At 71.2% G+C, this 25395-nt stretch carries 23 protein-coding genes and 1 pseudogene; 16 read left to right on the top strand and 8 right to left on the bottom strand.

Annotated elements, in window-relative coordinates; translation table 11 throughout:
• Positions 1–20 precede the first annotated feature (20 nt).
• The 4 genes from fbaA (at position 21) to kynU (ending at position 3781) form a co-directional block, all read left to right on the top strand.
• On the top strand, positions 21–1052 hold the full coding sequence (gene fbaA / locus RBJ65_RS12450) for a class II fructose-bisphosphate aldolase (RefSeq protein ID WP_306318429.1): 1032 nt from the start codon (positions 21–23) through the stop codon (positions 1050–1052).
• Positions 1053–1161: 109 nt separating this feature from the next.
• The gene (locus RBJ65_RS12445) at positions 1162–1575 is read left to right on the top strand and encodes a DUF3151 domain-containing protein (RefSeq protein WP_306318430.1); all 414 of its coding nucleotides are present in this window, start codon (positions 1162–1164) and stop codon (positions 1573–1575) included.
• Between the two features lie 153 nt (positions 1576–1728).
• Positions 1729–2595, top strand: a complete 867-nt coding sequence (locus tag RBJ65_RS12440; protein WP_306318431.1) for a tryptophan 2,3-dioxygenase family protein — start codon at positions 1729–1731, stop codon at positions 2593–2595.
• On the top strand, positions 2588–3781 hold the full coding sequence (kynU, locus tag RBJ65_RS12435; protein WP_306318432.1) for a kynureninase: 1194 nt from the start codon (positions 2588–2590) through the stop codon (positions 3779–3781). Before RBJ65_RS12440 ends, kynU begins: the two co-directional genes overlap by 8 nt.
• Positions 3782–4567: 786 nt before the next feature.
• On the opposite strand, the gene RBJ65_RS12430 is transcribed toward kynU, so the two are convergent.
• Positions 4568–5191 carry a TetR/AcrR family transcriptional regulator gene (locus RBJ65_RS12430; protein WP_306318433.1) on the bottom strand — a complete coding sequence of 208 codons (624 nt, stop codon included), beginning with the start codon at positions 5189–5191 and terminating at the stop codon, positions 4568–4570.
• Positions 5192–5319: 128 nt separating this feature from the next.
• On the opposite strand from RBJ65_RS12430, the gene RBJ65_RS12425 reads away from it, so the two are divergent.
• From RBJ65_RS12425 to RBJ65_RS12405, 5 genes are all read left to right on the top strand, one after another.
• Positions 5320–6204: an alpha/beta hydrolase gene (locus RBJ65_RS12425; protein ID WP_306318434.1), complete on the top strand. Its 885-nt coding sequence runs from the start codon at positions 5320–5322 to the stop codon at positions 6202–6204.
• Between the two features lie 107 nt (positions 6205–6311).
• Positions 6312–7649 (top strand): sensor histidine kinase, encoded by a 1338-nt coding sequence (locus RBJ65_RS12420; RefSeq protein ID WP_306318435.1) that lies wholly within the window; start codon positions 6312–6314, stop codon positions 7647–7649.
• The gene (locus tag RBJ65_RS12415) at positions 7646–8320 is read left to right on the top strand and encodes a response regulator transcription factor (protein WP_306318436.1); all 675 of its coding nucleotides are present in this window, start codon (positions 7646–7648) and stop codon (positions 8318–8320) included. The genes RBJ65_RS12420 and RBJ65_RS12415 overlap by 4 nt, the downstream gene beginning before the upstream one ends.
• A 19-nt stretch (positions 8321–8339) precedes the next feature.
• Positions 8340–9554: a cytochrome P450 gene (locus RBJ65_RS12410; RefSeq protein ID WP_306318437.1), complete on the top strand. Its 1215-nt coding sequence runs from the start codon at positions 8340–8342 to the stop codon at positions 9552–9554.
• A gap of 63 nt (positions 9555–9617) precedes the next feature.
• Entirely contained in the window at positions 9618–10223 is a 606-nt protein-coding gene (locus RBJ65_RS12405) for a Uma2 family endonuclease (protein WP_306318438.1), read from the top strand.
• Positions 10224–10277: 54 nt separating this feature from the next.
• Here RBJ65_RS12405 and RBJ65_RS12400 read toward each other — a convergent pair whose 3' ends face one another.
• Both RBJ65_RS12400 and RBJ65_RS12395 read right to left on the bottom strand, forming a co-directional pair.
• The gene (locus RBJ65_RS12400; protein ID WP_306318439.1) at positions 10278–11894 is read right to left on the bottom strand and encodes an ABC transporter permease; all 1617 of its coding nucleotides are present in this window, start codon (positions 11892–11894) and stop codon (positions 10278–10280) included.
• Complete coding sequence (locus RBJ65_RS12395) at positions 11891–12814, bottom strand: ABC transporter ATP-binding protein (protein WP_306318440.1); 924 nt, start codon at positions 12812–12814, stop codon at positions 11891–11893. The genes RBJ65_RS12400 and RBJ65_RS12395 overlap by 4 nt, the downstream gene beginning before the upstream one ends.
• Before the next feature lie 92 nt (positions 12815–12906).
• Here RBJ65_RS12395 and RBJ65_RS12390 point away from each other — a divergent pair, with 92 nt between their 5' ends.
• A complete protein-coding gene (locus RBJ65_RS12390) occupies positions 12907–13419 on the top strand; it encodes a GbsR/MarR family transcriptional regulator (RefSeq protein ID WP_306318441.1) in 513 nt (170 codons plus the stop codon).
• A 96-nt stretch (positions 13420–13515) separates the two neighbouring features.
• Here RBJ65_RS12390 and RBJ65_RS12385 read toward each other — a convergent pair whose 3' ends face one another.
• The gene (locus RBJ65_RS12385) at positions 13516–14277 is read right to left on the bottom strand and encodes a diacylglycerol kinase (RefSeq protein WP_306318642.1); all 762 of its coding nucleotides are present in this window, start codon (positions 14275–14277) and stop codon (positions 13516–13518) included.
• Between the two features lie 262 nt (positions 14278–14539).
• On the opposite strand from RBJ65_RS12385, the gene RBJ65_RS12380 reads away from it, so the two are divergent.
• Positions 14540–15823 (top strand): adenylosuccinate synthase, encoded by a 1284-nt coding sequence (locus RBJ65_RS12380; RefSeq protein ID WP_306318442.1) that lies wholly within the window; start codon positions 14540–14542, stop codon positions 15821–15823.
• A 70-nt stretch (positions 15824–15893) separates the two neighbouring features.
• Here RBJ65_RS12380 and RBJ65_RS12375 read toward each other — a convergent pair whose 3' ends face one another.
• From RBJ65_RS12375 to RBJ65_RS12365, 3 genes and pseudogenes are all read right to left on the bottom strand, one after another.
• A complete protein-coding gene (locus tag RBJ65_RS12375) occupies positions 15894–16505 on the bottom strand; it encodes a hypothetical protein (protein ID WP_306318443.1) in 612 nt (203 codons plus the stop codon).
• 145 nt (positions 16506–16650) lie between these two features.
• Complete coding sequence (locus RBJ65_RS12370) at positions 16651–16839, bottom strand: DUF397 domain-containing protein (protein WP_306318444.1); 189 nt, start codon at positions 16837–16839, stop codon at positions 16651–16653.
• A pseudogene (locus tag RBJ65_RS12365) lies at positions 16839–17662 on the bottom strand (DUF5753 domain-containing protein). The gene RBJ65_RS12370 and the pseudogene RBJ65_RS12365 overlap by 1 nt, the downstream one beginning before the upstream one ends.
• A gap of 35 nt (positions 17663–17697) precedes the next feature.
• Between RBJ65_RS12365 and RBJ65_RS12360 the strand changes: the two are divergent.
• From RBJ65_RS12360 to RBJ65_RS12350, 3 genes are all read left to right on the top strand, one after another.
• Positions 17698–18096, top strand: a complete 399-nt coding sequence (locus RBJ65_RS12360) for a hypothetical protein (RefSeq protein ID WP_372341241.1) — start codon at positions 17698–17700, stop codon at positions 18094–18096.
• 18 nt (positions 18097–18114) lie between these two features.
• Complete coding sequence (locus RBJ65_RS12355) at positions 18115–18963, top strand: poly-gamma-glutamate hydrolase family protein (protein ID WP_306318446.1); 849 nt, start codon at positions 18115–18117, stop codon at positions 18961–18963.
• A gap of 90 nt (positions 18964–19053) precedes the next feature.
• On the top strand, positions 19054–21876 hold the full coding sequence (locus tag RBJ65_RS12350) for a hypothetical protein (protein ID WP_306318447.1): 2823 nt from the start codon (positions 19054–19056) through the stop codon (positions 21874–21876).
• Positions 21877–21901: 25 nt separating this feature from the next.
• Here RBJ65_RS12350 and RBJ65_RS12345 read toward each other — a convergent pair whose 3' ends face one another.
• Positions 21902–23629 carry a serine/threonine-protein kinase gene (locus RBJ65_RS12345; protein ID WP_306318643.1) on the bottom strand — a complete coding sequence of 576 codons (1728 nt, stop codon included), beginning with the start codon at positions 23627–23629 and terminating at the stop codon, positions 21902–21904.
• A 178-nt stretch (positions 23630–23807) separates the two neighbouring features.
• Between RBJ65_RS12345 and RBJ65_RS12340 the strand changes: the two genes are divergently transcribed.
• Together RBJ65_RS12340 and RBJ65_RS12335 are read left to right on the top strand one after the other, a co-directional pair.
• A complete protein-coding gene (locus RBJ65_RS12340; protein WP_306318448.1) occupies positions 23808–24506 on the top strand; it encodes a DUF4956 domain-containing protein in 699 nt (232 codons plus the stop codon).
• Positions 24503–25309 carry a polyphosphate polymerase domain-containing protein gene (locus tag RBJ65_RS12335; RefSeq protein ID WP_306318449.1) on the top strand — a complete coding sequence of 269 codons (807 nt, stop codon included), beginning with the start codon at positions 24503–24505 and terminating at the stop codon, positions 25307–25309. The genes RBJ65_RS12340 and RBJ65_RS12335 overlap by 4 nt, the downstream gene beginning before the upstream one ends.
• Positions 25310–25395: the final 86 nt, after the last annotated feature.

Raw genomic sequence — 25395 nt, 5'->3', positions numbered from 1 at the left:
GCTTTACGAGGAGACGGCAGATGGCCATCGCAACCCCGGACCAGTACAACGAGATGCTCGACCGGGCCAAGGCGGGGAAGTTCGCCTACCCGGCCATCAACGTCTCGTCGACGCAGACCCTGAACGCCGCGCTGCAGGGCTTCGCCGAGGCCGAGTCCGACGGCATCATCCAGATCTCCACCGGTGGCGCCGAGTACCTCTCGGGCCAGGGCGTCAAGGACATGGTCGTCGGCGCCGAAGCGCTCGCCGAGTTCGCGCACGTCGCGGCCGCCCGCTACGGCAACAAGATCGCGCTGCACACCGACCACTGCCCCAAGGGCAAGCTGGACGGCTACGTACGCCCGCTGCTCGCGATCTCGCAGAAGCGCGTCGAGGCCGGCGGCCTGCCGCTGTTCCAGTCCCACATGTGGGACGGCTCGGCGGAGACGCTCTCCGACAACCTCACGATCGCGCAGGAGCTGCTCGCCAAGGCCAAGGCCGCGAACATCATCCTCGAGATCGAGATCACCCCGACCGGCGGTGAGGAGGACGGCGTCTCGCACGAGATCAACGACAACCTCTACACGACCGTCGACGACGCGCTGCGCACCGCCGAGGCCCTCGGCCTGGGCGAGAAGGGCCGCTACCTGCTGGCCGCGTCCTTCGGCAACGTGCACGGCGTCTACAAGCCGGGCAACGTCGTGCTCCGCCCCGACCTGCTCAAGGAGCTGAACGAGGGCGTCGCCGCGAAGTACGGGCAGCCGGCCGGCTCGAAGCCGTTCGACTTCGTCTTCCACGGCGGCTCCGGCTCCACGGTCGAGGAGATCACCACCGCGCTTGAGAACGGCGTCGTGAAGATGAACCTCGACACCGACACCCAGTACGCCTTCACGCGGCCCATCGCCGGCCACATGTTCGAGAACTACGACGGCGTCCTGAAGGTCGACGGCGAGGTCGGCAACAAGAAGACGTACGACCCGCGCGTGTGGGGCAAGAAGGCCGAGGCGAGCATGACCGCCCGCATCGTCCAGGCCTGCGAGAACCTGCGCTCGACGGGTACGAAGATCAAGTAAGGCACTTCAGCACGTGTACGGGCCCGGTTCCCTTCGGGGAGCCGGGCCCGTCGAATGTGTCACCGGGGCACTCGACAGGTCGCCGGCCGGGCGCGGCACACTTGACCCCATGAACCTTCACGAGAACCTCCTCGGCGGTCCGCCCCCGACCGAGCTCCCGGACGACCCGGAGCCCCGCGAGCTGCTCGCGACCGGCACGGCCCCGGCGGACGTCGCCGCGAAGTACCCGACCTCCTCGCTCGCCTGGGCGCAGCTCGCCGACGACGCGTACCAGCGCGGCAGCGTCGTCGAGTCGTACGCCTACGCCCGCACCGGCTACCACCGCGGCCTCGACTCGCTGCGCCGCAGCGGCTGGAAGGGCCACGGCCCGGTGCCGTGGGAGCACGAGCCCAACCGCGGCTTCCTGCGCGCGCTGCACGCCCTCGCGCGGGCCGCGGGCGAGATCGGTGAGCAGGAGGAGTACGAGCGCTGCACGCAGTTCCTCAAGGACTCTTCGGAGACGGCGGCGCAGACGCTGACCTGAGACTTTCCGTCGCGGTGCGGCCCGCCGGTCATTGTGACCAGGCGGGCCTTGCCGTTTCCGGGGACGATTGCGGAGGATGCAGGCGGGGACCGGGGCCCCGTGCCGGTAACGGCAGGGCGGACCGCTACCCGGAGTACAAAACAGGAGACAGCGATGTCCCACGACGCGGATCACGACACGGATCACGACGCGGGTCGCGACACCGAGGCGCCTGCCACCCCGCATCTCGACTTCGCGGGCACCACGCCCTACGAGGACTACGTCCAGGCCGACGTCCTCACCCACCTCCAGCAGCCGCGCTCGGACGATCCCGGCGAGATGGTCTTCCTCGTCACCACGCAGGTCATGGAGCTGTGGTTCACCGTCATCGTGCACGAGTGGGAGACGGCGGCCACCGCCCTCGGCAGCGACGACGTACCGACGGCGATCGCGGCGCTGAAACGGTCCGTCCACGAACTGGACGCGCTCAACGCCTCGTGGCGGCCGCTCGGCCGGCTCACCCCCGCCCAGTTCAACTCCTACCGCTCCGCGCTCGGCGACGGCTCCGGCTTCCAGTCGGCGATGTACCGGCGCATGGAGTTCCTGCTCGGCGAGAAGTCGGCGTCGATGCTGGTGCCGCACCGCGGCGCGCCCCGGGTGCACGCCGAGCTGAAGAAGGCGCTGCACGAGCCGAGCCTGTACGACGAGGTGCTGCGGCTGCTCTACCGGCGCGGACACCCGGTGCCGCGCGCCGTCCTCGACCGTGACGTGTCGAAGAAGTACGAGCCGTCGCCGGAGGTCGAGGCGGTGTGGACGCGCCTCTACGCGGGCGACGAGAACGACGAACTCGCGCGTCTGGGCGAGGCGTTGACGGACGTCGCCGAGCTGGTGTGGCGCTGGCGGAACGACCATCTGGTGGCCACGCGGCGCGCCATGGGCGCGAAGGCGGGCACGGGTGGCTCCGCCGGTGTGGCGTGGCTGGAGAAGCGGGCAGGCAAGAACGTGTTCCCCGAGCTGTGGACGGCGAGGTCCCATGTCTGATCTGTACGAGCGGGCGCGCGAGCTGGACGCGAAGGACGAACTCGCGGGCGTACGCGGCGACTTCGTCCTCGACGACGACGTCGTGTACCTCGACGGGAACTCGCTGGGCGCGCTGCCGGCGAACGTGCCGGGGCGGGTCGAGGACGTCGTACGGCGGCAGTGGGGCGAGCTGCGGATCCGGTCCTGGACGGAGTCCGGGTGGTGGACCGCGCCCGAGCGGATCGGCGATCTCATCGCGCCGCTGGTGGGTGCGGCGGCCGGGCAGGTCGTGGTCGGCGACTCCACAAGTGTCAATGTCTTCAAGGCACTTGTGGGTGCGGTGCGGCTCGCGGGGGAGGGGCGCGACGAGATCCTCGTCGATGCCGCGACGTTCCCCACGGACGGGTACATCGCCGCGTCGGCGGGCCGGATGACGGGGTGTTCGGTACGGGCCGTGGAACCGGGAGCGGTACCGGGGGAGGTCTCGTCGCGTACGGCGGCGGTGCTCCTCAACCACGTCGACTACCGGACCGGTCGGCTGCACGACCTGCTGGCGCTGACGGCGGCGGTCCGCGCCGCGGGGGCGGTCTCGGTGTGGGACCTGTGCCACAGCGCGGGGGCGTTGCCGGTCGGGCTCGACGAACACGGGGTCGACCTGGCGGTCGGCTGCACGTACAAGTTCCTGAACGGGGGGCCGGGTTCGCCCGCCTACCTGTACGTGCGGCGCGCGCACCAGGCGGCCTTCGACTCGCCGCTGCCCGGGTGGAACTCGCACGCCGAACCGTTCGGGATGCGTTCCGAGTACGAGGCCGCGGATGGGGTCGTACGGGGGCGGGTCGGGACGCCGGACATTCTGTCGATGCTGGCGTTGGAGGCGGCGCTGGAAGTGTGGGCGCGCCCTGACGTCTCCGTCGAGTCGGTCCGCGCCAAGTCCCTCGCCCTGACGGACTTCTTCCTCGAGTGTGTCGAGGCGTACGTTCCCGGGGGGCGGGTGGAGTCGGTGACGCCGGGGCCGCACGGGGAGCGGGGGAGTCAGGTGGCGTTGCGGTGCGTTGACGCGGATGACGTGATGCGGCGGCTGATCGCGGGCGGCGTCGTCGGTGACTTCCGCGCCCCCGACATCCTCCGCTTCGGCTTCACGCCGCTGTACCTCTCCTACGCGGACGTGGAACGCGCGGCGCGCTCCCTCTCCCACGAACTCCCGTAACACCGGGTCCGGGGTTACACCCACGGGCCTCCGCCCCGGCACCCGCGGGCTATCGTCCGACGGCGGGGCTTGAATTGCCCACCCGGGGCCGACGCGCATCAATCGCCGACGGGGCCTGAAGCGGGTCACCTCGACCGCCCCTTGGGGCGCCCCGCCCATCTCCCACCCACCCGCCCCCTCCGGGGGCGTCGGCCCCACGGTGAGCCGCACCGCCTTGGGCGATCTGCCGCCGAGCCCGGCTCCCGGCCCGTTGCGGCGGGCCGCACCGCCTTGGGCGATCTGCCGCCAAACCACGGCTCCCGGCCCGTTGCGGCGGGCCGCACCCGCCTCGGGCAATCTGCCCCCAAACCACGGCTCCCCACCCATTGCGGTCGGCCGCACCCGCCTCGGGCAATCTGCCGCCAAACCACGGCTCCCGGCCCGTTGCGGTGGGCCGCGCCCGCCTCGGGTGATCTGCCGCCAAACCACGGCTCCCCACCCATTGCGGTCGGCCGCACCCGCCTTGGGCAATCTGCCGCCTTGGGCGGCAGGGTGGGCAAGGCGGCCCCCGGTGCGGCGTGCCCTAAAGAGTGGGCGCCGACCCCGGGAAGCACCGCCCCCGGGGCAGCGCGCCCAGCACCACGAGCCCGCCCCGGCGCAGCCGGGAACTCCGGGGCAGCGCGCCCAGCACCAGAAGCGCCGCTCCCGGCGCAGCCGGGAACCCCGGGGCGCCGCGCCCAACACCACGAGCCCGCCCCGGCACCGGTTCACACCCCCCGGCACCGGTTCACCAACCCCGTCGCCGCGCTACGCGACGACGTACACCCCGGCCACGGCCGCCACCACCACCGCCTCCGCGGAGCGGCACGCGTCGGTGTCCGTGGGGGCGGTGCCGGTGGTGAGGAGGTGGTAGTAGAGGGGGGCCGAGACGGCGCGGATGACCTCGGAGGGGGACGTGCCGGGAGGCAATTCGCCGCGGGACACCGCCTGTTCCACGCAGGGGGCCCACTCCGCCACCCGCACCGCGTAGAAGCGCGCGAGCGCATCCGCCGCACGCGCGTCACACGCCGCCGCCGCGATCACCGCCCGGAACAGCGCCCCCTGCCGCCGATCCGCCAACGTACGTTGCACAAGACGCGCGTTGGCCACCAGATCCCCGCGGAGCGTCCCCGTCTCGGTGCGCGGAAGCGGCTCCCGCGCCATCTGGTCGAGGAGGTCCGCGACGAGCCCCGTGGGCGAACCCCACCGCCGGTACACCGTCGTCTTGCCGACGTCCGCGCGCCGCGCCACATCGGCGAGGTCGAGCCGGTCGAAGCCCTGTTCCGCGAGGACGTCGCCCGTCACGTCGAGCACCGCGGCCCGCACCCGCGCGGTGCGCCCACCGGGGCGCAGCGTGCCGGGTTCGGGCGGCCGCGCCGGGTCACTGGTCATGGCGGCCAGGGTAACGGAACAAAGGAACCGTTTGTGCCGTCACTGTGCGTGTTGACGCACGTCACGGGCCTGGTAGCGTCCGCATACCCGTAACCCGCAAGTTCCGCACGACGTCGAGAGGTTGGAGCATGCCAGACCCCGACAAGTCCGGCGCCGCCCGTGAGGAGGCGGAGGAGGCGTCGGCCTTCTCGCACCCCGCCGCGCCGCCGGACGTCAGCGCCGCGTACGGCGATCACCCCGATCAGATCGTCGACTTCTACGCCCCGAGGGACGGCTCCACCGCCGCCCCGCTGGTCGTGGTCCTGCACGGCGGCGCGTGGCGGGCGCCGTACGACAGGGCGTACCTGGGCCCGTTCTGCGACTTCCTGGCGCGACGTGGTTTCGCCGTCGCGAACGTCGAGTACCGGCGCGGTAGTTCGCTGCCCCACCAGGACGCCCAAGGCCCCATCGCCGGCCGCTGGCCGGAGACCTTCGACGACGTCGCGAACGCGCTCGACACCATGCCCGCCCTCGTCGCCGAGCACCTCCCCTCCGCCGACGCCCGCCGCACCGTCGTCACCGGGCACTCGGCCGGCGGCCACCTCGCGCTGTGGGCCGCCGCCCGGCACGTACTGCCGGAGGGCGCCCCCTGGCGCACCCCGGACTCGGCGGCGCTGCGCGGCGTCGTCGCCCTCGCCCCGCTCGCGGACTTCACGCTCGCCGAGGAACTCGGCGTGTGCGCGGGCGCCTGCGTCCAACTCCTGGGCGGTACGAAGGGTCTGTTCGACGAACGGCGCCCGTACACCGACCCCGTGGAACTCCTGCCGACCGGTGTCGCCACGACCGTCGTCCAGGGCCGCACGGACACCACCGTCCCCTTCGCCCTGACCGAGGCGTACGCGGACGCGGCGGCGAAGGCGGGCGAGGTCGTGGGCGTCACGTATCTGGAGGAGGTCGGCCACTTCCCGCCGATCGACCCGGCGGCGGACGCCTGCGCGGTGGTCGCGGAGGAGATCGCGCAACTGGCCTGGTGACCGCCCGGGGGCCGCTCCGTGGCCCCACGTAGTCCTTCCGACGGACCCCCGCAAACCCTCCTCCGTACGGACGCGCCGCCCCTCCGCCCGGTCCTACCGTGAACGCCATGACCGACACGACCACCATCTCCGGGGCGCCGCGCGAGCACAGCCCCGAGTTCAGTCTCGCCAAGTCGGCGCTGCGGGGGCTGCGCGAGGACCTGTTCCGCGGCGTGCTCGCGTACCGGCCGCTGCCCCGCGCGGGCACGGACGGGCCGTGGGCCCGGCAGTTCCCCGACGGGACGCGCAAGCACCTGGGGCTGCTGCCGCACGCCGTCGTCCTCGTACTCGCCGCGCTCACGCTGTTCGTGGGAGCGACGAGCTACGGCGCCATCGACGAAGGCCCCTTCGCCCTCGTCGCCGGGCTGATGGCGTCGGTCCCGGTGGCGCTCACCCTGATCCGCCCGGTGCTCGCCTGGTGGCTCTCGCTCCTGGTGGCCCCGGTCCTCGTGTGGGCGACCAGCGACGGCCTCTACCCGTGGTCGGGCGGCAGTCTCCTGGGCCACACGGTCGTGATGATGGTGGTCGCGGCCCGCACCCGGCCGCGTACGGCGGCGTGGATGTGGTCCCTGTCCACGCTGTACGCGCTGCTGTCCGCGGTGCTCTTCGGCGGCATCGACGGTGGCATCGCGGTCCCGATGGCGGTGCTGTCGGGGCTCGGGGTCGGGATCGTGGCGCTCGTCCAGGTCAACCGCGCCACCCGGCGCGAGGTCGTGCAGGAGCGCACGGTCACCGCCGTCGAGCGCGACAAGCGTACGCTCCTCGAAGAGCGCACGAACATCGCGCGCGAGCTGCACGACGTGGTGGCGCACCACATGTCGGTCGTCGCCATCCAGGCGGAGGCCGCCCCCTACCGTGTGGAGAACCCGCCCCCGGAGCTGGAACAGGCCTTCGTCACGATCCGCGAGAACGCGGTGGCGGCCCTCACCGAACTCCGCCGTGTCCTGGGCGTCGTACGCGCGGAGGATTACGAGGCCCCCGACGCCCCGCAGCCCACCCTCGCCGACCTCGACAAGCTCCTGGAGAACGTCCGGGACGCCGGCCTGACCGCCACGAAGACGCTGACCGGCGCGGCCCGCGAGCTCCCGCCCGGCGTCGAGCTGTCGGCGTACCGGATCGTGCAGGAGGCGCTCAGCAACACCCTGCGGCACGCGCCCGGTTCACAGGCCGCCGTCGAGGTGTCGTACGTCCTCGGGGGCCTCGGCCTGCGGATCGTGAACGGCCCGTGCACCGGCCTGGTCAAGCCCAGCCCCGGCGCCGGGCACGGCATCACCGGCATGCGCGAGCGCGTGTCCATGCTGGGCGGCGAGATGACGGCGGGGGAGACGGCCGACGGCGGCTACGAGGTCACCGTCTTCATCCCGGTCGGCGCGGCCACCACCCCCGAGCCCGAGGAGCAGGCGTGATCAGGGTCCTCGTCGCCGACGACCAGATGATGGTCCGCGAGGGCTTCTCGGTCCTCCTGAACGCGATGCCCGACATCGAGGTCGTCGGCGAGGCGGTCGACGGCGCCGAGGCCATCACCAAGGTCCACGAACTCCGCCCCGACGTCGTCCTGATGGACATCCGCATGCCGGAGCTGAACGGCATCGAGGCCACCCGCGAGATCGTCGCGACGGAACCGGCCGACGCGGGCACCAAGGTCCTCGTCCTGACCACCTTCGACCTCGACGAATACGTCTACCAGGCGCTGCGGGCCGGCGCCTCCGGCTTCCTCCTCAAGGACGCCTCCGCGCGCGAACTCGCCGACGGCGTACGCGTGGTGGCGAACGGCGAGGCCCTCCTCGCGCCCACCGTGACCCGCCGTCTGATCACCGAGTTCGCCAAGCTGTCCGAGGCGCCGCGACACCCGGCGGCCCGGCAGCCGGGCGCGCACGGGGAGCTGACCGAGCGCGAGACGGAGGTGCTCGTCCTCATCGCGCAGGGCCTGTCCAACGGCGAGATCGCCGAACGCCTCGTCGTCGCCGAGTCGACGATCAAGACGCATGTGAGCCGGGTCCTGGTGAAACTGGGCCTGCGCGACCGCACGCAGGCGGCGGTGTTCGCGTACGAGGCACGTCTGGTCACGCCGGGGTGACCCGGACTAACGTCCCGGCATGGATGTCGCCGCCTTCGACCCCTGGTCACCGGCCTTCGTCGCCGACCCGTACCCCGCCTACGCCGCCCTGCGCGAGGCGGGCCGGGTGCACTGGTACGAGCCCTCGAACCAGTACCTGATCCCGCACCACGCCGACGTATCGGCCCTCCTTCGCGACCGCCGCCTCGGCCGCACCTACCAACACCGGTACGCCCACGAGGACTTCGGCCGCACCGCCCCGCCGCCCGAGCACGAGCCGTTCCACACCCTCAACGACCACGGCATGCTCGACCTCGAACCCCCGGACCACACCCGCATCCGCCGCCTGGTCTCGAAGGCGTTCACGCCGGGCACGGTGCGCGGGCTCCAGCCGTACGTGGAGAAGTTGGCGAACGAACTGGTGGCGGGCCTCGTCGCGGACGGCGGCGGCGACCTGCTGACGGCGGTCGCCGAGCCGCTCCCCGTAGCGGTCATCGCGGAGATGCTCGGCATCCCCGAGTCCGACCGGGCGCCCCTTCGCCCCTGGTCGGCGGCGATCTGCGGAATGTACGAGCTGAACCCTTCGGAGGAGACGGCGCGCGCGGCGGTCGCCGCGTCCCGCGAATTCACCGATTTCCTACGGGAGTTGATCGCCGCCCGCCGTGTTCGTCCCGGTGACGACCTGATCTCGGGCCTGATCGCCGCCCACGATGACGAGGACGGCAGCCGTCTCACCGAGCAGGAAATGATCTCAACGTGCGTGCTGCTCCTCAACGCCGGTCACGAGGCCACGGTGAACGCGACCGTGAACGGCTGGTGGGCGCTGTTCCAGCACCCCGAGCAGCTGGCGGCGCTGCGCGCCGACCACGGCCTCGTACCGTCCGCCGTCGAGGAACTCATGCGCTACGACACCCCGCTCCAGCTCTTCGAACGCTGGGTGCTGGAAGAGACCGAGGTGGCGGGAGTGACCCTCCCCGTCGGCTCGGAGGTCGCCCTCCTCTTCGGCTCCGCGAACCACGACCCGACGGTGTTCGAGACACCCGACCGCCTCGACCTGACCCGCCCCGACAACCCCCACATCTCCTTCTCGGCCGGCATCCACTACTGTATCGGCGCCCCACTCGCCCGCGTCGAACTCGCGGCATCCATGCGGGCGTTGCTCACGCAGGCGCCTACGCTGCGCCTCGCGTCGAAGCCGGACCGCAAGCCGAACTTCGTGATCCGGGGGCTTGAGGGGCTCGACGTCGAGCTGTGACGTTACTGCGGCGCGCGCCCACCCGCCCGGTCACAGTGGTGCCCGCCTGGAAAGGAGGGCACGATGACGGTTATGGCAGAGCGCACCTCGCACGCGGCTCAGATGACGGTGGAGGAGTTCGAGGCGATCTCGGACTTCGCCGCCAAGGAGTCCGACACCGTCCGGCTGGAGTTCATCGGGGGACGGATCGGAGCCAAGAAGATGACCGACGGAAAGCACGGCGCGGCCATCATGTGGCTGATCCGGCAGTGCATGCAGGCGAGGCCGGAGCTCGATCTCAATCCGGTGCAGGGCATCAAGGCCGAGGCGTACCGCAAGGGGCGTGCACGGCCGGACGCCGTGCTCGCGCCGATCGGGCACTTCATCGACACTCTGAAGGACTGGGCGGAGGCCGAGGGCATCCTGATGGCGGTCGAGATCACGTCGTACGACTCCGACACTCATGCCCGTGACCGGGTGGAGAAGCCGCAGGCCTACGCGGAGGCCGGTATCCCGGTGTATTTGCTGATCGACCGGGACGACTCCTCGGTGACCGTGCACAGCGACCCGGATCCGGAGGGCGGCGGCTACCGGGACGCGCACCGGGTGCTGTTCGGCGTGCGGGTCCGGTTGCCCGATCCCGTCGGGTTCGATCTCGACACCGGGGAACTGAAGCGTTACGTGAGCTGACGCGCGGAGCCCCGCCGGATCCCGGCGGAGCCCCCGACGAACGCCGTACAACGCTCAGTTCGCCATGTCCCGCCTCCGCAGCCCCACAAGACCCACGCCCACGAACACCACCGCGAGCACCACCTCCACCAGAACCGGCCCCCACGCCATCTCCCCACCCGGCAGCTTCGGCAGATGTCCGAAGGGAGAGATGTCCATGACGGCCTGCGGCAGCTTGAGCGCCGGGCCGATCCAGCCGATGAGCAGCGCCGCGCCCGCCGCCGCCCACGCCGCCGCGGCGGCGCGCGGCAGCAGCCCGTACAGGAGGACGGCCACGCCGCCGAGCGTCCAGATCGCGGCGAGCTGGACCAGGCAGGCGGCGACGATCGCGCCGAACTCGTGGCCGTAGCCGACCGCGAGGCCGATGCCGCCGAGCAGCATGATGAGTGCCGCGCCCGCGAAGGCGATCACCAGGTGGCCGCCCGCCCAGGCGACGCGGCCGACCGCGTTCGCGAGGATCGGTTCGGCGCGCTGCGACGTCTCCTCGCCGCTGAGCCGGAGCACGGCCTGCACGATGTAGAGGGCCGCGACCATCCCCAGCATGCCGACCATCGTGGCGAGGAAGGCGTCGGTGATGCCGGACTGGCCGCCCATCCGCTCGATGATCTCCATGGTGTTCCGGCTGTCGCCGACCAGATCGGCCGCGCCCTCCGTCATCCCGCCGAAGACGACCCCGGCCGCGAGGAACCCGATCGACCAGCCGATCACGCTGCCCCGCTGCAGCCGCCAGGCCAGCGAACCGGCCGTGCCAAGGCGTCCGTCGGCCGGGCCTGGGCGGGTCGGCAGGAAGCTCATGCCGATGTCGCGCCGCCCGGCCAGCTCGTAGCCGATCACGCCCTGGAGCACGATGGCGGCGAGCAGCAGCCCGAGGACCCACCAGCGTTCGTCGGCGAAGGCCCGGGTGTTCTCCACCCAGCCGATCGGCGAGATCCACGTCAGCGGCGACGAGCCGTCGTTCGTACCGGAGTCGCCCGCCGCGCGCAGCACGAAGGCGATGCCGAGCACCGCCGACGTCGCGCCGCGCGCGAGCCGCGCGCTCTCCGTGAACTGGGCGACGATCGCCGCCATCGTCGCGAACACCATCCCGCAGCCGCCGATGGCCACGCCGAGCGCGAGCGCACCCGCCCCGCCCTGTCCTGCGAGCCCGCCCGCGACGATCAGCGCGAGCACGACGTTGGCGAGGAGGGCCGCGAGCAGCGCGGAGGTCAGCGGCGCGCGCCGCCCCACCATTGCCGACGACACCATCTCCTGGCGCCCGCTCTCCTCCTCGTCACGGGTGTGCCGTACGACGATGAGCAGGCTCATGATCGCCGCGAAGATCGCGGCGAACGTGCCCCCGCGCCACGCCGTGAGCGCGCCGAGCGAGTCCCCGAAGACCGGCCCGTACATGGCGCGCATCGAGCTGTTGGTGTTCATGGAGGCGGCGATGTCGGCCCGCTCGGCGGCCGTCGGCCACACGCTGTTCAGCGTGTTCGGCATCGACACGACCATCATGGCGGTGACGGCGATCCATACGGGCATCATCACGCGGTCGCGCCGCAGCGCGAGCCTCAGCAGCGTCCCGGTGCCCGCGAGGTGCCGCGCCCCGCCGGACCGCGACACGTAGCGTCCGTCGCTCACGAGGGTGGTCATCGCGACACCGCTTCCTTCTCGTCGCTGCGCACGTCCTCCTGGTAGTGCCGCATGAACAGCTCTTCCAGGGTGGGCGGAGTGCTGGTCAGCGAGCGCACGCCGGAGTCGGTGAGCGAGCGCAGCACGGCGTCGAGCTTGTCGGTGTCGACCTGGAGCCTGACCCGCTTCCCTTGTACGTCGAGGTCGTGCACGCCGGGAAGGTTCTCCAACTCACCTGGCACGCCCGCGAGTTCGGCGGTGACACTGGTCCGTGTCAGGTGCCGCAGCTCGGCCAGCGAACCGCTCTCCACGGTCACGCCCTTGCGGATGATGCTGACCCGGTCACACAGCTCCTCGACCTCGCTGAGGATGTGCGAGGACAGCAGCACCGTCTGACCGTGCTCGCGCACGGCGGCCTCGACGTACGACTGGAAGACGTCCTCCATCAGCGGATCGAGCCCGGACGTCGGCTCGTCGAGGATGAGGACGTCGATGTCGGTGGCGGCGAAGGCGGCGACGAGCGCGACCTTCTGCCGGTTCCCCTTGGAGTACGTGCGGCCCTTTTTGGTCGGGTCGAGTTCGAAGCGCTCGATGAGCTCGGCCTTGCGCTTCTTGTCGAGGCCGCCGCGAAGGCGGCCGTAGAGGTCGATGACCTCGCCGCCGCTGAGGTTGCGCCACAGCGTCACATCACCGGGTACGTACGCGACCTTGCGGTGCAGCTCCACGGCGTCGGCCCAGGGGTCGCGGCCGAGCAGCTGCACGGCGCCGGAGTCGGCGCGCAGCAGGCCGAGCAGGACGCGGATGGTGGTGGACTTCCCCGCTCCGTTCGGGCCGAGGAATCCGTGCACTTCTCCGGCCTCGACATCCAGGTCGAGACCGTCGAGCGCGTGGGTCCTGCCGAACGACTTGTGCAGTCCGGAGACCGTGATTGCCTTCGTCATGATTTTGAAGCTACGCGCACTTCACAAAGTTGTGAAGTTAAGGAAGCGTATAAACTGGCCTCGCAGGTCGGGCATGGGGAGATGATCGGGACATGAGCACGCAGGGCAGCAGCACGGACGAGGGCGGGGCGCAGGCGAGCGAGGACGCCCGCTCCCGTTTCGTCGAACGCTTCGCGGCCCAGCTCGTCGAGGCCGGCATGACCCGGATGCCCTCCCGCGTCTTCGCGGCGCTCCTCGCCTCCGACTCCGGCGCCCTCACCTCCGCCGAACTCGGCAAGCAGCTCCAGGTCAGCCCGGCGGCGATCTCCGGCGCGGTCCGCTACCTCACGCAGCAGCACATGGTCACCCGCGAACGCGAGCCCGGCACGCGGCGCGACCTCTTCCGGGTGCACAGCAATCAGTGGTACGAGGCGCTGGGCAGCCGCGACAACGTCCTGAAGCGCTGGGAGGACTCGCTGCGCGAGGGCGTCGAAAGCCTCGGCCCCGACACCCCGCCGGGCCGCCGCATCGCGGAAACCCTCGCGTTCTTCGAGTTCGTCCAGGTCGAACTGGCCGACCTCATCGAACGCTGGCGCGAACACCGCAAAACGCTGGGCCTTGACTAACCCTGGCCAGCCCGGTTCCGGCCCATCAAGCCCCGCCGTCGGACGAGAGCCGGCGGGGTCCGGGGCAGAGCCCCGAGACCGCAACCACGTCGCAGGTCAACGGGGCAGCACCAAGCCCCACGCAGTGGCCCGTACGGACCACGTCCTCCTCCGCACCGGCCCCCCGATCGCCACCTGATCCGCCCGATACCGGAAATCCGCCCCGGCCACCGTGACCGTATGCGCCCGCACGGACACCGGCGCCGCCGCGGTCCGCCGCACCTCCACCCGCGCGAGCCCGCCCTCCGGCGTCACCGTCACCCCCCGCACCACCTGGTCCAGATCGACGAGCGTCACCCCGTCCGCCTCGATCCGCAGCCGCGCCCCCACCGCCTCGTCGCCCCCTTCGGCCCCCCGCCCCGCGAGATTCCGTACGAGGGACCCGCACGTACGCCACCAGCCCCGCCCACCCTCCGCCGAGGCGGATGAGGCGGCCGCGGCCGGCGGAATGGACAGGCCGCCAAGCACCACGCCGTCGCTGTCGTCCACCAGCAGGTCCAGCCGCCGCGGCGCCCCGTCGAGCACCGCCCGCGCCGCGTCCACGGCCGAGCCCGGCACCCCCAGCGAGCGCGCCAGCGACACCGCCGCCCCCACCGGCACCACGGAGAACACCGCGTCCGACAGCTCCCGCTCCCGGTGCAGCAGCGACACCGTCCGCAGCAGCGCCCGGTCGTCGCCGACCACCACGGGCCGCCGCGCACCCCGTTTGGCCAGGGCTTTCGAAAATTCGGCGGGTCCTTCCGGCAGGCACACCTTCGCCGCAGAGCCCGCGCACAACACGTCCTTGGCGATGCGTACGGACTCCCCGTCGGCGCGCATCGCGACCGGATCGACGATCACCAACAGCTGCCGTGAAAGGCCTGAGCTCGCGTCGTCCGCACGGTCAGATGGATGGTCCAAAGCCGCCACCTCGGCCTTGCCTCGCTTCCTCGGGTAGCATCTTTGTGCAAGAGCCCCTTGCGCTATTGCGCCAGGGGCTTCGTCTATTCCGGGGCACCCCAAGGCTTACGAAGGCACGCCGCACCGCCGCGGCCACGGCCCCTGACCTTGGACATGCCCCGCCCGGAAGGGGTGTACGCCTGTGCCCGCACTTGTGCTGCTCGGTGCTCAGTGGGGTGACGAAGGCAAGGGAAAGGCCACCGACCTGCTCGGTGGATCCGTGGACTATGTAGTGCGCTACCAGGGCGGCAACAACGCCGGCCACACGGTTGTCGTGGGCGACCAGAAGTACGCGCTGCACCTCCTCCCTTCCGGAATCCTCTCCCCGGACTGCACGCCGGTCATTGGAAACGGTGTCGTCGTCGACCCGTCGGTCCTGCTCTCCGAGCTGAGCGGTCTGAACGAGCGCGGCGTCGACACGTCCAAGCTCCTGCTCAGCGGCAACGCGCACATCATCACGCCGTACAACGTGACCGTCGACAAGGTCACCGAGCGCTTCCTCGGCAAGCGCAAGATCGGCACGACAGGGCGCGGCATCGGCCCGACGTACGCGGACAAGATCAACCGCGTCGGCATCCGCGTCCAGGACCTCTACGACGAGTCGATCCTCACCCAGAAGGTCGAGGCGGCCCTCGAGGTCAAGAACCAGCTCCTCACGAAGCTCTACAACCGCCGCGCCATCGAGGCGCAGCAGGTCGTCGAGGAGCTGCTCGGCTACGCCGACAAGATCAAGGGTTACGTCGCCGACACCACCCTGGTCATCAACGACGCGCTCGACGACGACAAGGTCGTCCTGTTCGAGGGCGGCCAGGGCACGCTCCTGGACATCGACCACGGCACGTACCCCTTCGTCACCTCCTCGAACCCGACCGCGGGCGGCGCCTGCACGGGTGCGGGCGTGGGCCCGACGAAGATCAGCCGCGTCATCGGCATCCTCAAGGCCTACACGACGCGGGTCGGCGCGGGCCCGTTCCCGACCGAGCTGTTCGACGAGGACGGCGAGGCGCTGCGCACCATCGGCGGCGAGCGCGGTGTCACCACCGGCCGCGACCGCCGCTGCGGCTGGTTCGACGCCGTGATCGCCCGGTACGCGACGCGCGTCAACGGCCTCACGGACTTCTTCCTCACCAAGCTCGACGTGCTCACCGGCTGGGAGCAGATCCCGGTCTGCGTCGCGTACGAGATCGACGGCAAGCGCGTCGAGGAACTCCCGTACTCCCAGACCGACTTCCACCACGCGAAGCCGATCTACGAGTACCTGCCCGGCTGGTCGGAGGACATCACGAAGGCCAAGACCTTCGCGGACCTCCCGAAGAACGCGCAGGCGTACGTGAAGGCGCTGGAGGAGATGTCCGGCGCCCCGATCTCCGCCATCGGCGTCGGCCCGGGCCGCGACGAGACGATCGAGGTCAACTCCTTCCTGTAGGGAGCGAGTCCGGATCACGACCGGTGCCCCGGTCCGCTGCGGCGGGCCGGGGCACCGGTGTTCGCCTAGGTCAGGTCAGGTTGCAGTGGGAGCAGACGGCCGTTCCGGTGGTGCACGTGTGCAGGAGCCGGGCAAGCCGTGCGTTGTGGGCCTCCCGCTCGCCGCTGCCGGGGGTCAGTGCGAACGGCAGAGCCACCGCGAACATCAGCTGCGCCAGCGCTCCGAAATCCCTTGTCTCACGCGCCTGTTGAACAAGAGGGCCTCCGGTGATCCAGCTCAGGGCGATATTGTGCAGCGGCCCAGGTGCCTGGAGCAGCGCCGCGTGCAGCAGCCCAGGTTCTGTACGAGCGGTGGCCGCTGTCACCGGGTGCTCCCGTACGAGCCGTGCCGCCCGCACGATCTGCCGGACGGCCAAACATGCTGAGGGCGGCATGTCGGAGAAGTCGGCCAGTTCCGCCGCGACGCGCAGCAGGCGCTGCAACTCGCCCTTCACCGCCGCCAGGTGGAGCTTGTGCCGGTCGGGCCAGTTCCGGAGCAGGAACTGCCGGTCGGTCCCGGCCAGCCGGGCGACCTCGGTGCGCGGCACACGCAGCGGACCGTGGTCGCCCATGGCGGTCACCACGGCCCGATGAACGGCGGTGAGTGCGGGCGGATTCGGGATGTGCGGCCGTTTTTCCTTCATGCGGTGCAGCCTGGTGCGCCGGCTGCTCGGAAGGGGCGGGGGCCGGCGGCGACCGCCCGGAGGTGTGGTGTGGTAGCGGAAAAGTGTCGCACTGACACGTGAGAGTGCGACATGTTTCCGAGCAGGGGCCTGTCCGCGGGCGCGACTAGGCCCGCCCGACCCCTGCGATGAACGCGTCCCACGCCGCCCCCGCCACGGCGAACCCCGGCCGCGAGACGTCCTTGGAGTCGCGGACGTGGACCGCCTGCGGACAGCCGGCGACCTCGACACAGTCGCCGCCGCTGTCGTTGCTGTAGCTGGACTTGAACCACCGCAGGGTGCTGACGCCGTTCATCAGTGTTCTTCTCCTGCCAACCGCTCGATGAGGCTCAGGGAGTCGTCCGGGCTCAGAGCCTGTGAGCGGATCTTCGCATAGCGGTGCGCGAGCCGGGACGCCTTGGTGGGATCGGCTACCAGGAAGCTCTCGTCCTCGATCTCCATGTACACCACGTGCTGGTGCTCCTTGGTCTCTACGAGGATCATGTCGCCGCGCGCGCCCGCGTGACTGCCGCGCGTTCCCCGCGCCAACGGCATGACCTGGAGACTCACATTGTGCCGCTGAGCGTCCTCGGTGAGCGAGCGCAACTGCCCTTGCTGCACGGCCCAGTCACCGAAGGGGCGGCGCAGTACGGCCTCGTCGAGGATCAGCTCGATCATCGCGGTCGGCGTCCGGTCGAAGAGCTTGCGCCGGGCGATCCGCGCCTCGACCAGCTCCTCCACCTTCTCGTCCGACAGCTTCGGGAAGCCGCCGCCGATCAGCGCCCGCGCGTACTCCTGCGTCTGGAACAGCCCGTCGACCACGTACGTCTGGTACGAGGACAGGGTCAGCGCCTCCGCCTCCATCAGGGAGAAGTCCTGGAACTGCGGCGGGTACTTCTCCATCAGCACATATCGGCGTGCCTTGTCGAAGACCCCGAGCCCGGCCCCGATCGAACCCTCCAACTGCTCCAGCATCACGTCTCCACGGCGCTGATGGCCGCCCCGGTATAGCCGATGCGCTTTCCCAACTGGTCCGGGGACAGGCCTTGTTGTGTACGCAATGCCTTGGTGAGGTCGGCGACCATCTGGGTCACGCCACTCGCATTGTCAACCGCGCGCAACCGTGTACGTAGAGTCATGGACGACGGTAGCCACCAGCCGCTTCGCTGAAACCATGAACACCGAAAGTGACGGGATTACCGGCGTGATCCCGGAGTGGGTTCCCAGAGCCGGCTTTCAACTCCGCATGACAGGAGTCCAGTTCGATGCCGTACGGATCGACGGCGACCGGGGGCGTCGGATCGCCGACCGGCTCGCCGAACTGACCGGCGGCGACCCGGGCCCGGTCGTGGAGCAGGTGAACGGGGCGCGCGCCGTGTACTTCCTGGTCCCGGTCGGCAGCACGGCGTTCAAGCCCTGGCCGCCCGGCGTCACGCCACTCGCGGCGGGCCCGAACCTCGTCACGTACGTACCCGTGCCGGCGCTCAACGGGACGAGCTGGCCACTGAGTTGGCGATATGGGCCGTCCGGGAGCCTCGTACACGCCCGCCTGCTCTGCGCCGCGCTTCACTAGCCTGCCACTATCTGCGGTATGAGCTACGCATCCCGCCGCACCGTCCTGACCGCCGCCCTCGCCGTGACCGCCACAGGTGTCGGCGTACCGCTGGGGGCCGCCGCCCCCGCGCAGGCGGCGACCGACCTGTACGCCTCCAACACCGACCTCTACACACAGCTCGCCGGGCGCGAGGGCCTGGACTTCGCCCGCCGCTACAAGCGCCACGACCGCACGGACACCGACCAGTCCGCGACCACGTACCCCTTCACTCGTACCGCCGTCCTCGCCCTGCACGGCGGCGGCATCGAAGTCGGCACCTCCGAACTCGCCCTCGCCATCGCGGGTTACCACCCGGCGACGCTCACACCGAGATACGGTGCGGAGGCCCCGCTCCACGACTACTGGATGTTCGAGGGCCTCAAGTCCTCCGGTAACTCGGCCCTGCACGTCACGTCCACCCACTGCGACGACCACGTCGCCCTCTCGCTCGCCGCCGGCGCCCTGAACGTGATCAGCGTTCACGGCTGCACCGCAACCCAGGCGGGCGCCCCCGCGGCGCGCCCCGAGGCAGTGGTCATCGGCGGGCTCAACGCGACGCTGCGCGGCCACCTCCACGACACCCTGGACGCCGCCGGTTTCCAGACGATCGACGCTTCCCCGGACGGCGACATCGCGGGCGTGGACCCGAAGAACATCTGCAACCGCACCCTGCTCGGCCAAGGCGCCCAGCTGGAACTGACCACGGAACTGCGCGCCTCGATGTTCACCGTCAACACGCGCCAGGGCCGGCCCGGGTCGACCACCGACGTGTTCTGGAACTTCGCCGGGGCGGTCCGTGAGGCGATCGTACGGATGGAGGGAGAGGCGTCGCAGGTGATTCTCTGACGCTCTTGCATTTACGGGGATATGGCCTCCAACTCGCCCTGGTAGCCCCATACTTGGCGCTCGACAACCTCACGGCGCGAAGGGGCGAGGATGGGGTTTCCGAACGACGAGGGCGCGACGGAGTTCCTGCGGGCGTTCCGTGCCTCCGTGTATCCGCAGCGGTGGCGGGAGATGAGGGCGGCGTCGCCGCCGCTGCCCATGGTGGTGCTGGGCACCGGCGGCGACGCGGCACAGGCGCGGCAGCGCAGGAGGCGGGTCCTCGACGCCCTGGAGCGGGCGCTGGCGTCCAACGACGGCAGGCTCGTCTGCTACGCGCGCCCCCAGCACACGCCCGCAGACCGCCCCGGCGAGGAACTGCTCGCGCTGCGGGCGGGCCGTGAACTGTGCCTCCAACCCCCGCGGCACACCGGGCGGCTGCGGCTGCGCGACTTCCATTTCGTCGCGCGGATGGTGCAGCACGCGCTGCGGCTCGCGCGCGACACCGGCCCGGACGCGCTCACCGCGGCCCAGCTCAGCGACCGGCTCCAGGCCATCGAGCTGCGAAACGATCTGTACGAGCAGCGGGCCGCCGAACCGGACGGGCTGCCGCACCATTTGGCGAAGCTGGTACCGGCGCCTGACGGTGGAAACGTCCTGCTCGCCTACGTGTCCCGGCTGCTGTCCCAACCGCTCTTCCACAGCCTGCCCCGCAAGCTGTGGGACCGGCGCTGGGGGCGCCGCCTGCTCCGCTCGCGCCGCTACGGCTGGTACCGCTCCTGGATGCGTCTGGCGCACCCCGCGAGCTCGGTCTTCGACCAGGTGTCGGACATGATTGTCGCGCAGAGCCTGGCGCTGCGCGGCTCCGACCACGAGCGCGAGAACGCGCTGCTCGAACTGGAGAAGTTGCTGGTCCGCGCGCTCCTTTCGGACCTGGACCGGGCGCATCCCGCGCGCTTCGGGCCGTGGAAGCGCCGCCGCAGGACCCGTAGGGTCGTCCTGCTCGACATGCCGCCGCACGCCGAACCGGAGGGGCGGGACGCCGCGCGGTTCCTTCAGGCGTACCGGGAGGCCTACCGGGCGCGGGGATCCGCCTCGCTGTTCGTGGTCGGGGTGGGCGATCCGCAGGAGTACCCGGAGGTGCCGGGCCAGGAGTGGCGCTGGGAGCTCGCGGACAGCCTGCCCGTCATCTCGCAGCAGCTGACCGACCCGCCTCCGGAGCACACGGCGGTGGAGGCGGTGCCCTGGGTGCTCGACCGGCGCTTCGACGACGCCGCTTTCCAGGGCGAGGGCCTCCCGGTGTCCCGGCTGCAGGCGCCCAAGCACCGCGTGGGGCCGCGCACCGAGGCCACGGCCCTCGTCGTCGCGGCCATCGTGGCCGCGATCACGTCCTTGCTGATCATCCGCCCCGGAGGCCCCGGCTCCGGCGTCACCGCCCACTGCCTCGACGGCGCCCGGGTCGCGCACTCCACCGGCGCCTCCCAGCCCCTCACCGGCGTGGCCGCCGCCCGCGACGTACTGAGCGACGACGACCCGGCCGCCGCGTACCGCAAGGTCGTCGAGCAGATCCGGGCGAACAACGAGCTGGCGGAGAAGGACGAGCGGGACACCCGGAAGAAGCGCAGGCCGGAGGACCGCTATGTGGTCCGCGAGGTCGTCTACATCGGCCCTTCGCCCGCCGAGGGTTCGTACAAGGCGCTGGCGGAGCTGCGCGGCGTCTGGCTGGCGCAGGCGAGGCTCAATTCCGAGGCGCACCGCGACGACAGCCGCAGCCGGGTCCAGTTGCGGGTCGACATCAAGGACGCGGGCAAGCACTTCGAGCGCGCCGAGCGCATCGCGGACGACGTGGTGGACCGGGTCGAGAAGACCCGCGACTACCAGGACCACCGCACGGTCGTCGGCGTCATCGGCTTCGCCGAGAGCCGCAGGGAGACGAAGGCGGCGGCCCGGATCCTCAGCGACCACCAGGTGCCGACGATCAGCACGACGGCGTCGGCGGACGCCATGCAGACCGCGGGCCCCTACTACCGGCCGATGGCCCCCAGCGACAACCGGGAGAGCGAACTCGCCGTCCAACTCGCCCACAAGGGCGCCGTGATCGCCGAGGGCGACACCGAACAGGACCTCACCGGTTCCTGCGAGACCGCGGCCCGGGCCGTCGTGGTGAGCACCCCCGACGACCTCTACAGCAACGAGATCGGCCGCGAGTTCGCCACCAAGTTCAACAAGGAGGAGCCGGGCGGCGCCAAGCGCCTGCTCTACTCCGGCGAGTCCGGTGAGCTCCTGGAGATCGGCCGGCAGATCTGCGCCTACCGCGAGGAGAACCGCCGCACCGTCGTCTACTGGTCCTCGCGCGTCAACAGCTTCCGCAGCTTCCTGGACAGTTACGCGAACACGAAGTGCGCGGGCCGCACCCTCACCGTCATCGCGGGCAACGACATCACCAACGCCGAGCTCAACGGTGACTTCAAGTACAACGTGCCGTGGCTGCGGCTCTACCACACCGCCCATGTGCTGCCCGTGGGCCACGAGTTGGCGAGCAGCGAGGCGCGCCGGTACGCCGCCAACTACGCGTACTACGCGGGCGCGAAGGACAAGTGGCGCAACGACGGGCACGGCCCGATGGCCTTCGACGCCTTCCGTGTCCTGAGCCTCGCGGCCGACGACGCGAACGGCAGCAACCGCGAGGACGTCACGCCGTCCGCCGTGAAGTCCAAACTGGACTCGCCGATCGCACTGGAGGGCGCGAGCGGCGCCATCCGCTACCCGCAGAGCAACCCCGGCTCACGGCCGCCGCGCGAGAAGGCGATCGTGATAGAACGCGCCACCGCGGGCGACCCGAGCCTGGTGCTGTACTGCGGCGCGTTCGGCCTGAACGAGAAGACGGTGACCACGTGGAACCCGGGCCAGGAGCCGTGCCCGGCGGACGCCAGCTGACGCCGCGCCCCCCTGCCGGGGGGCTTCAGCCCGCCTTCTCGTACGTCAATGGGGCCTCGCCGCCCGACATGGCGCGCTTCAGCCCGCCGCCCGGGGTGAGCGTGATCGTGCTCGATTCACCTGGTGTGCAGGCCGAGGCCGGCTGCGCGGTGGTCGGGTCGGTGGGGCCGATGCGGAGTGCGGAGGCGGTCGCGGACTCCAACTGGCCCTGGAACACGCAGTGGTAGGGATCGCCGTTCTTCTGGTAGCCGTCCGCCGTGAGGGAGAAGACCGTGTCGCCGGACTCGCCCTGTTGGATCGTGATGCGGCGCGGGTGGTGGCCGTTGGCGTTGTCGATCGCGCCGTTCCACGTGCCGAGGAACTCGGTCGGGACGGTGCCCGCGGCGCCGGACCGCGGGGACTCCTCCTGCGGTGAGGACGCCTTCTCGTCGGGGGAGCCGGAGTCCGGGGCGGAGGACGGCGTTGTGGAGGTGGCGGCCGAGGACGAGCCCTTGTCGGCGGCCTTCTCGCTCGCCCTGCCGCCCGCCTTCCCGGAGGGGGTGTCCTCGCCGTTCATCAGCGCGTACACCGAACCGCCCGCCCCGAGCGCCACTATCACCGCGACCGCGACCAGCGCGGCGGTGGAGCGATTGCCGCGCCCCCGCTCCCGGGTCGGCGGCGGGCCGTAGGGCGGGGTCTGGCCCCACTGGCCGTGCGGATAGCCGTACTGCGGCGGAGGCGCGGGTACGGGCGCGGGCGGTGGCGGCTGCTCGTGGGAGACCACCGTCGGCAGGTGGTCCAGCGGGGCGGCGCCGGGCTGTCCGGGCGGCGGTGGCGCCGGGGCGGCCGGCGGCTCCTCGGGCGGCGTGCGCTCCGGCTCCTCCACGTCCAGCAACCGCACCGCGTGACGGCCCAGTTGTGCGACCAGCGCGCCCGGCAGCCACGGGTCGAGCATCCGGCCCCCGTCGCCGAGCGTCTCCTCGGCGCCCGTGAGCCCGATGATGGCGTCGAGCGTGGGACGGGCGGCGGGCTGCTTGCGCAGGCAGTCCCGTACGAGATCCTGCAGGCCCTCCGGCAGCTCCGTCAGGTCCGGCGGCTCCTCCGCGATGCGGTACATCAGGGCGTGCACCCCGCTGTGGGACGTGCGGAACGGCAGCTGCCCCGACGCCGCGTACGCGAGCACAGACCCCAGGCAGAACACGTCGCACGCGGGCGTGATCCGCTCGCCGCGCACCTGCTCGGGCGCCATGAAACCGGGCGAGCCGACGAGCGCCCCGGTGCGCGTGAGCCCGCCTTCGGTCACCGTCTCCAGGGCGCGCGCGATGCCGAAGTCGATGACGCGCGGCCCGTCGATGGTCAGCAGCACGTTCGACGGCTTGAGGTCGCGGTGCACGATGCCCGCCGCGTGAATGTCCTTCAGCGCGTTCGCGAGACCGGCCGCGAGGATGCGCACCGAACGCTCCGGCAGCGCGCCGTAGTCGTGCGAGACGACCTGCTGGAGGCTGGGCCCGGCCACGTACCCGGTAGCCACCCAGGGAATCTCCGCGTCCGTGTCCGCGTCGAGCACCGGGGCCGTCCACGCGCCGCCGACCCGCCGCGCGGCCGCGACCTCCTGCCGGAACCGGTTCCTGAACTCCTCCTGCTCCGCGAGCTCCTGGCGCACCACCTTCACGGCGACCGTGCGCCCGCGCTCCGAACGCGCGAGGTACACCTCGCCCATGCCGCCCGAGCCGAGCCGCCCGAGCAGCCGATACGCCCCGATGCTCCCCTGCATCCCGTCCATGTCGCGCCACCCTCCCCCGGTGTGTGTGCAACGAATCGAGAATAGTGCGGACCTCTGACAGAGAGTCCGTTCGCGGCGACGCCGGTTCCGTTCCGTAGCGGTTCGGTGACGCGGATCGTTAACTGTCGCCAAGCGCGGCGTTAACCTGCCCGTCCGTAGCGTCCTGGCCATGGACAACATCCCACCGGTCGCCGCACTGGGCGCCCATCTCGGGCTCGACCTGCTGGCGGTGACGCTGCTGACCTTCGGCATCTTCTATCCGCGGCACCGCAGGCGCGAGCTGGTGCCCGCCTATCTCGCGCTGAACGTCGCCCTGTTCGCGGTCGTCGCCGCGCTCGGCGAGGTCGGCAAGGGCGGCGGTCTCGCCCTCGGCTTCGGCCTGTTCGGGGTGCTGTCCATCGTGCGACTGCGCTCGGACGCGCTGCGGCACCAGGAAGTCGCGTACTACTTCGTGACGCTCGTCCTCGGACTGCTCTGCGGACTGCGCGCCCTCGGCCTCGGCGTGACGGCGGCGCTCGCCGCGCTGCTCCTGGTCGTCGTCTACGTCGCCGACCACCCCCGCCTGTACGCCCGCGACCGGCGGGCCGTCGTCACCCTCGACGCCGTGTACGTCGACGAGGACGAGCTGCGGGCCGAACTGGCGCGCCGCATGGGGCGACCGCATGGTTGGACTGTGCGGGAGATCGACTACGTACGCGACTTGATGGTCGTGGAAGTTCGTTTCCGCCAATCGGAAGCAGGGGAACGACCGGGGGAACGATCGGAGGCGCCCATACGTACCTCCCGTACCCACAGTGGCGCTCATGACGTGCATGAGCCTCGCAGTACGACGAAGACCGCAGCCGCCTATCACCAGGAGACCGTGTGATCCCCGCCGTACGCGCCATCGGGCGCGCCGCACTCGCCGCCAAGCCGTTGTCGCTCGACGAACTCAACAACAGGGCAGAGCTGTTGGCCCGCTACGACAACAGCTATCTGGTGCCGGTGGAGGTCTTCGACGACTTCGCCGCGCTGCTGACCGACCCGCGCCGGTCGGAGGGACCGTTCCGGGCGCTGTCGCTGAACGGCCGCCGCTGGTTCTCGTACAGATCCACCTACTACGACACCGCCGACCTGCGCACTTACCACGACCACCGGCAGGGGCGCCGGCTCCGGTACAAGATCCGGGAGCGGATCTACCAGGACTCCGGGGAGCGGCAGTTCGAGATCAAGCTCAAGAACGGGCGTGGCGAGACGGTCAAGCACCGCCGCCGCCTCGACGGCGACGAGCAGCCGCTCGACGCCGCGCAGCAGGGCTTCCTCTCCGGGGTGCTCGGCGGCGCGTACGGCATCGAGGCCCCCGAGGGCCTGACGCCCTCCCTGGTCACGGACTACCAGCGCGCCACGTTCGTCGCCGACGGGCAGCGGATCACGTGCGACGCGGGCCTCGTGGTCCGCGACCTCTCCGACGGCCGTACGGTCCGCTCGGACGGCGGCCTCGTCCTCGTCGAGACGAAGACCCGCGGCCACCTCACGGAGGCCGACCGGATGCTCCACCGCTTCGGCGTCCGCGCCGCCGAATTCACCAAGTACTGCGGCGGCTTCGCCGCCCTCCGCCCCGAACTCGGCATCAACCGCTGGTCCCGCTCGGTCCGCAAGGCCTTCCCCCGGGCAACGGCTCCGGCCAATTAAGCCCCTCCGGCGATTGAGGAGCGGGGTCTGGGGCGGAGCCCCAGGGGGCGGGAACCGGTTCCGGTGAGACGTGGCTCGGGGGCAGC

Origin of the sequence: Streptomyces sp. KL109B (genome assembly GCF_030766935.1) — a bacterium.
Lineage (GTDB): Bacteria > Actinomycetota > Actinomycetes > Streptomycetales > Streptomycetaceae > Streptomyces.
Note: the sequence above shows the minus strand (reverse complement) of the source record. Positions and strands in the feature narration are given on the sequence as shown.

What these genes read in the sequence shown, in the direction of transcription:
- RBJ65_RS12425 (WP_306318434.1), top strand. Translation starts at nt 5,320, where the DNA reads ATGCCAGACCCCGACAAGTCCGGCGCCGCCCGTGAGGAGGCGGAGGAG.
- RBJ65_RS12370 (WP_306318444.1), bottom strand. Translation starts at nt 16,839, where the DNA reads ATGAACGGCGTCAGCACCCTGCGGTGGTTCAAGTCCAGCTACAGCAAC.
- RBJ65_RS12395 (WP_306318440.1), bottom strand. Translation starts at nt 12,814, where the DNA reads ATGACGAAGGCAATCACGGTCTCCGGACTGCACAAGTCGTTCGGCAGG.
- RBJ65_RS12445 (WP_306318430.1), top strand. Translation starts at nt 1,162, where the DNA reads ATGAACCTTCACGAGAACCTCCTCGGCGGTCCGCCCCCGACCGAGCTC.
- RBJ65_RS12440 (WP_306318431.1), top strand. Translation starts at nt 1,729, where the DNA reads ATGTCCCACGACGCGGATCACGACACGGATCACGACGCGGGTCGCGAC.
- RBJ65_RS12410 (WP_306318437.1), top strand. Translation starts at nt 8,340, where the DNA reads ATGGATGTCGCCGCCTTCGACCCCTGGTCACCGGCCTTCGTCGCCGAC.
- RBJ65_RS12345 (WP_306318643.1), bottom strand. Translation starts at nt 23,629, where the DNA reads ATGCAGGGGAGCATCGGGGCGTATCGGCTGCTCGGGCGGCTCGGCTCG.
- RBJ65_RS12390 (WP_306318441.1), top strand. Translation starts at nt 12,907, where the DNA reads ATGAGCACGCAGGGCAGCAGCACGGACGAGGGCGGGGCGCAGGCGAGC.
- RBJ65_RS12375 (WP_306318443.1), bottom strand. Translation starts at nt 16,505, where the DNA reads ATGAAGGAAAAACGGCCGCACATCCCGAATCCGCCCGCACTCACCGCC.
- RBJ65_RS12360 (WP_372341241.1), top strand. Translation starts at nt 17,698, where the DNA reads ATGAACACCGAAAGTGACGGGATTACCGGCGTGATCCCGGAGTGGGTT.
- kynU (WP_306318432.1), top strand. Translation starts at nt 2,588, where the DNA reads ATGTCTGATCTGTACGAGCGGGCGCGCGAGCTGGACGCGAAGGACGAA.
- RBJ65_RS12355 (WP_306318446.1), top strand. Translation starts at nt 18,115, where the DNA reads ATGAGCTACGCATCCCGCCGCACCGTCCTGACCGCCGCCCTCGCCGTG.
- RBJ65_RS12400 (WP_306318439.1), bottom strand. Translation starts at nt 11,894, where the DNA reads ATGACCACCCTCGTGAGCGACGGACGCTACGTGTCGCGGTCCGGCGGG.
- RBJ65_RS12385 (WP_306318642.1), bottom strand. Translation starts at nt 14,277, where the DNA reads ATGCGCGCCGACGGGGAGTCCGTACGCATCGCCAAGGACGTGTTGTGC.
- RBJ65_RS12350 (WP_306318447.1), top strand. Translation starts at nt 19,054, where the DNA reads ATGGGGTTTCCGAACGACGAGGGCGCGACGGAGTTCCTGCGGGCGTTC.
- RBJ65_RS12430 (WP_306318433.1), bottom strand. Translation starts at nt 5,191, where the DNA reads ATGACCAGTGACCCGGCGCGGCCGCCCGAACCCGGCACGCTGCGCCCC.
- RBJ65_RS12340 (WP_306318448.1), top strand. Translation starts at nt 23,808, where the DNA reads ATGGACAACATCCCACCGGTCGCCGCACTGGGCGCCCATCTCGGGCTC.
- RBJ65_RS12405 (WP_306318438.1), top strand. Translation starts at nt 9,618, where the DNA reads ATGACGGTTATGGCAGAGCGCACCTCGCACGCGGCTCAGATGACGGTG.
- RBJ65_RS12420 (WP_306318435.1), top strand. Translation starts at nt 6,312, where the DNA reads ATGACCGACACGACCACCATCTCCGGGGCGCCGCGCGAGCACAGCCCC.
- fbaA (WP_306318429.1), top strand. Translation starts at nt 21, where the DNA reads ATGGCCATCGCAACCCCGGACCAGTACAACGAGATGCTCGACCGGGCC.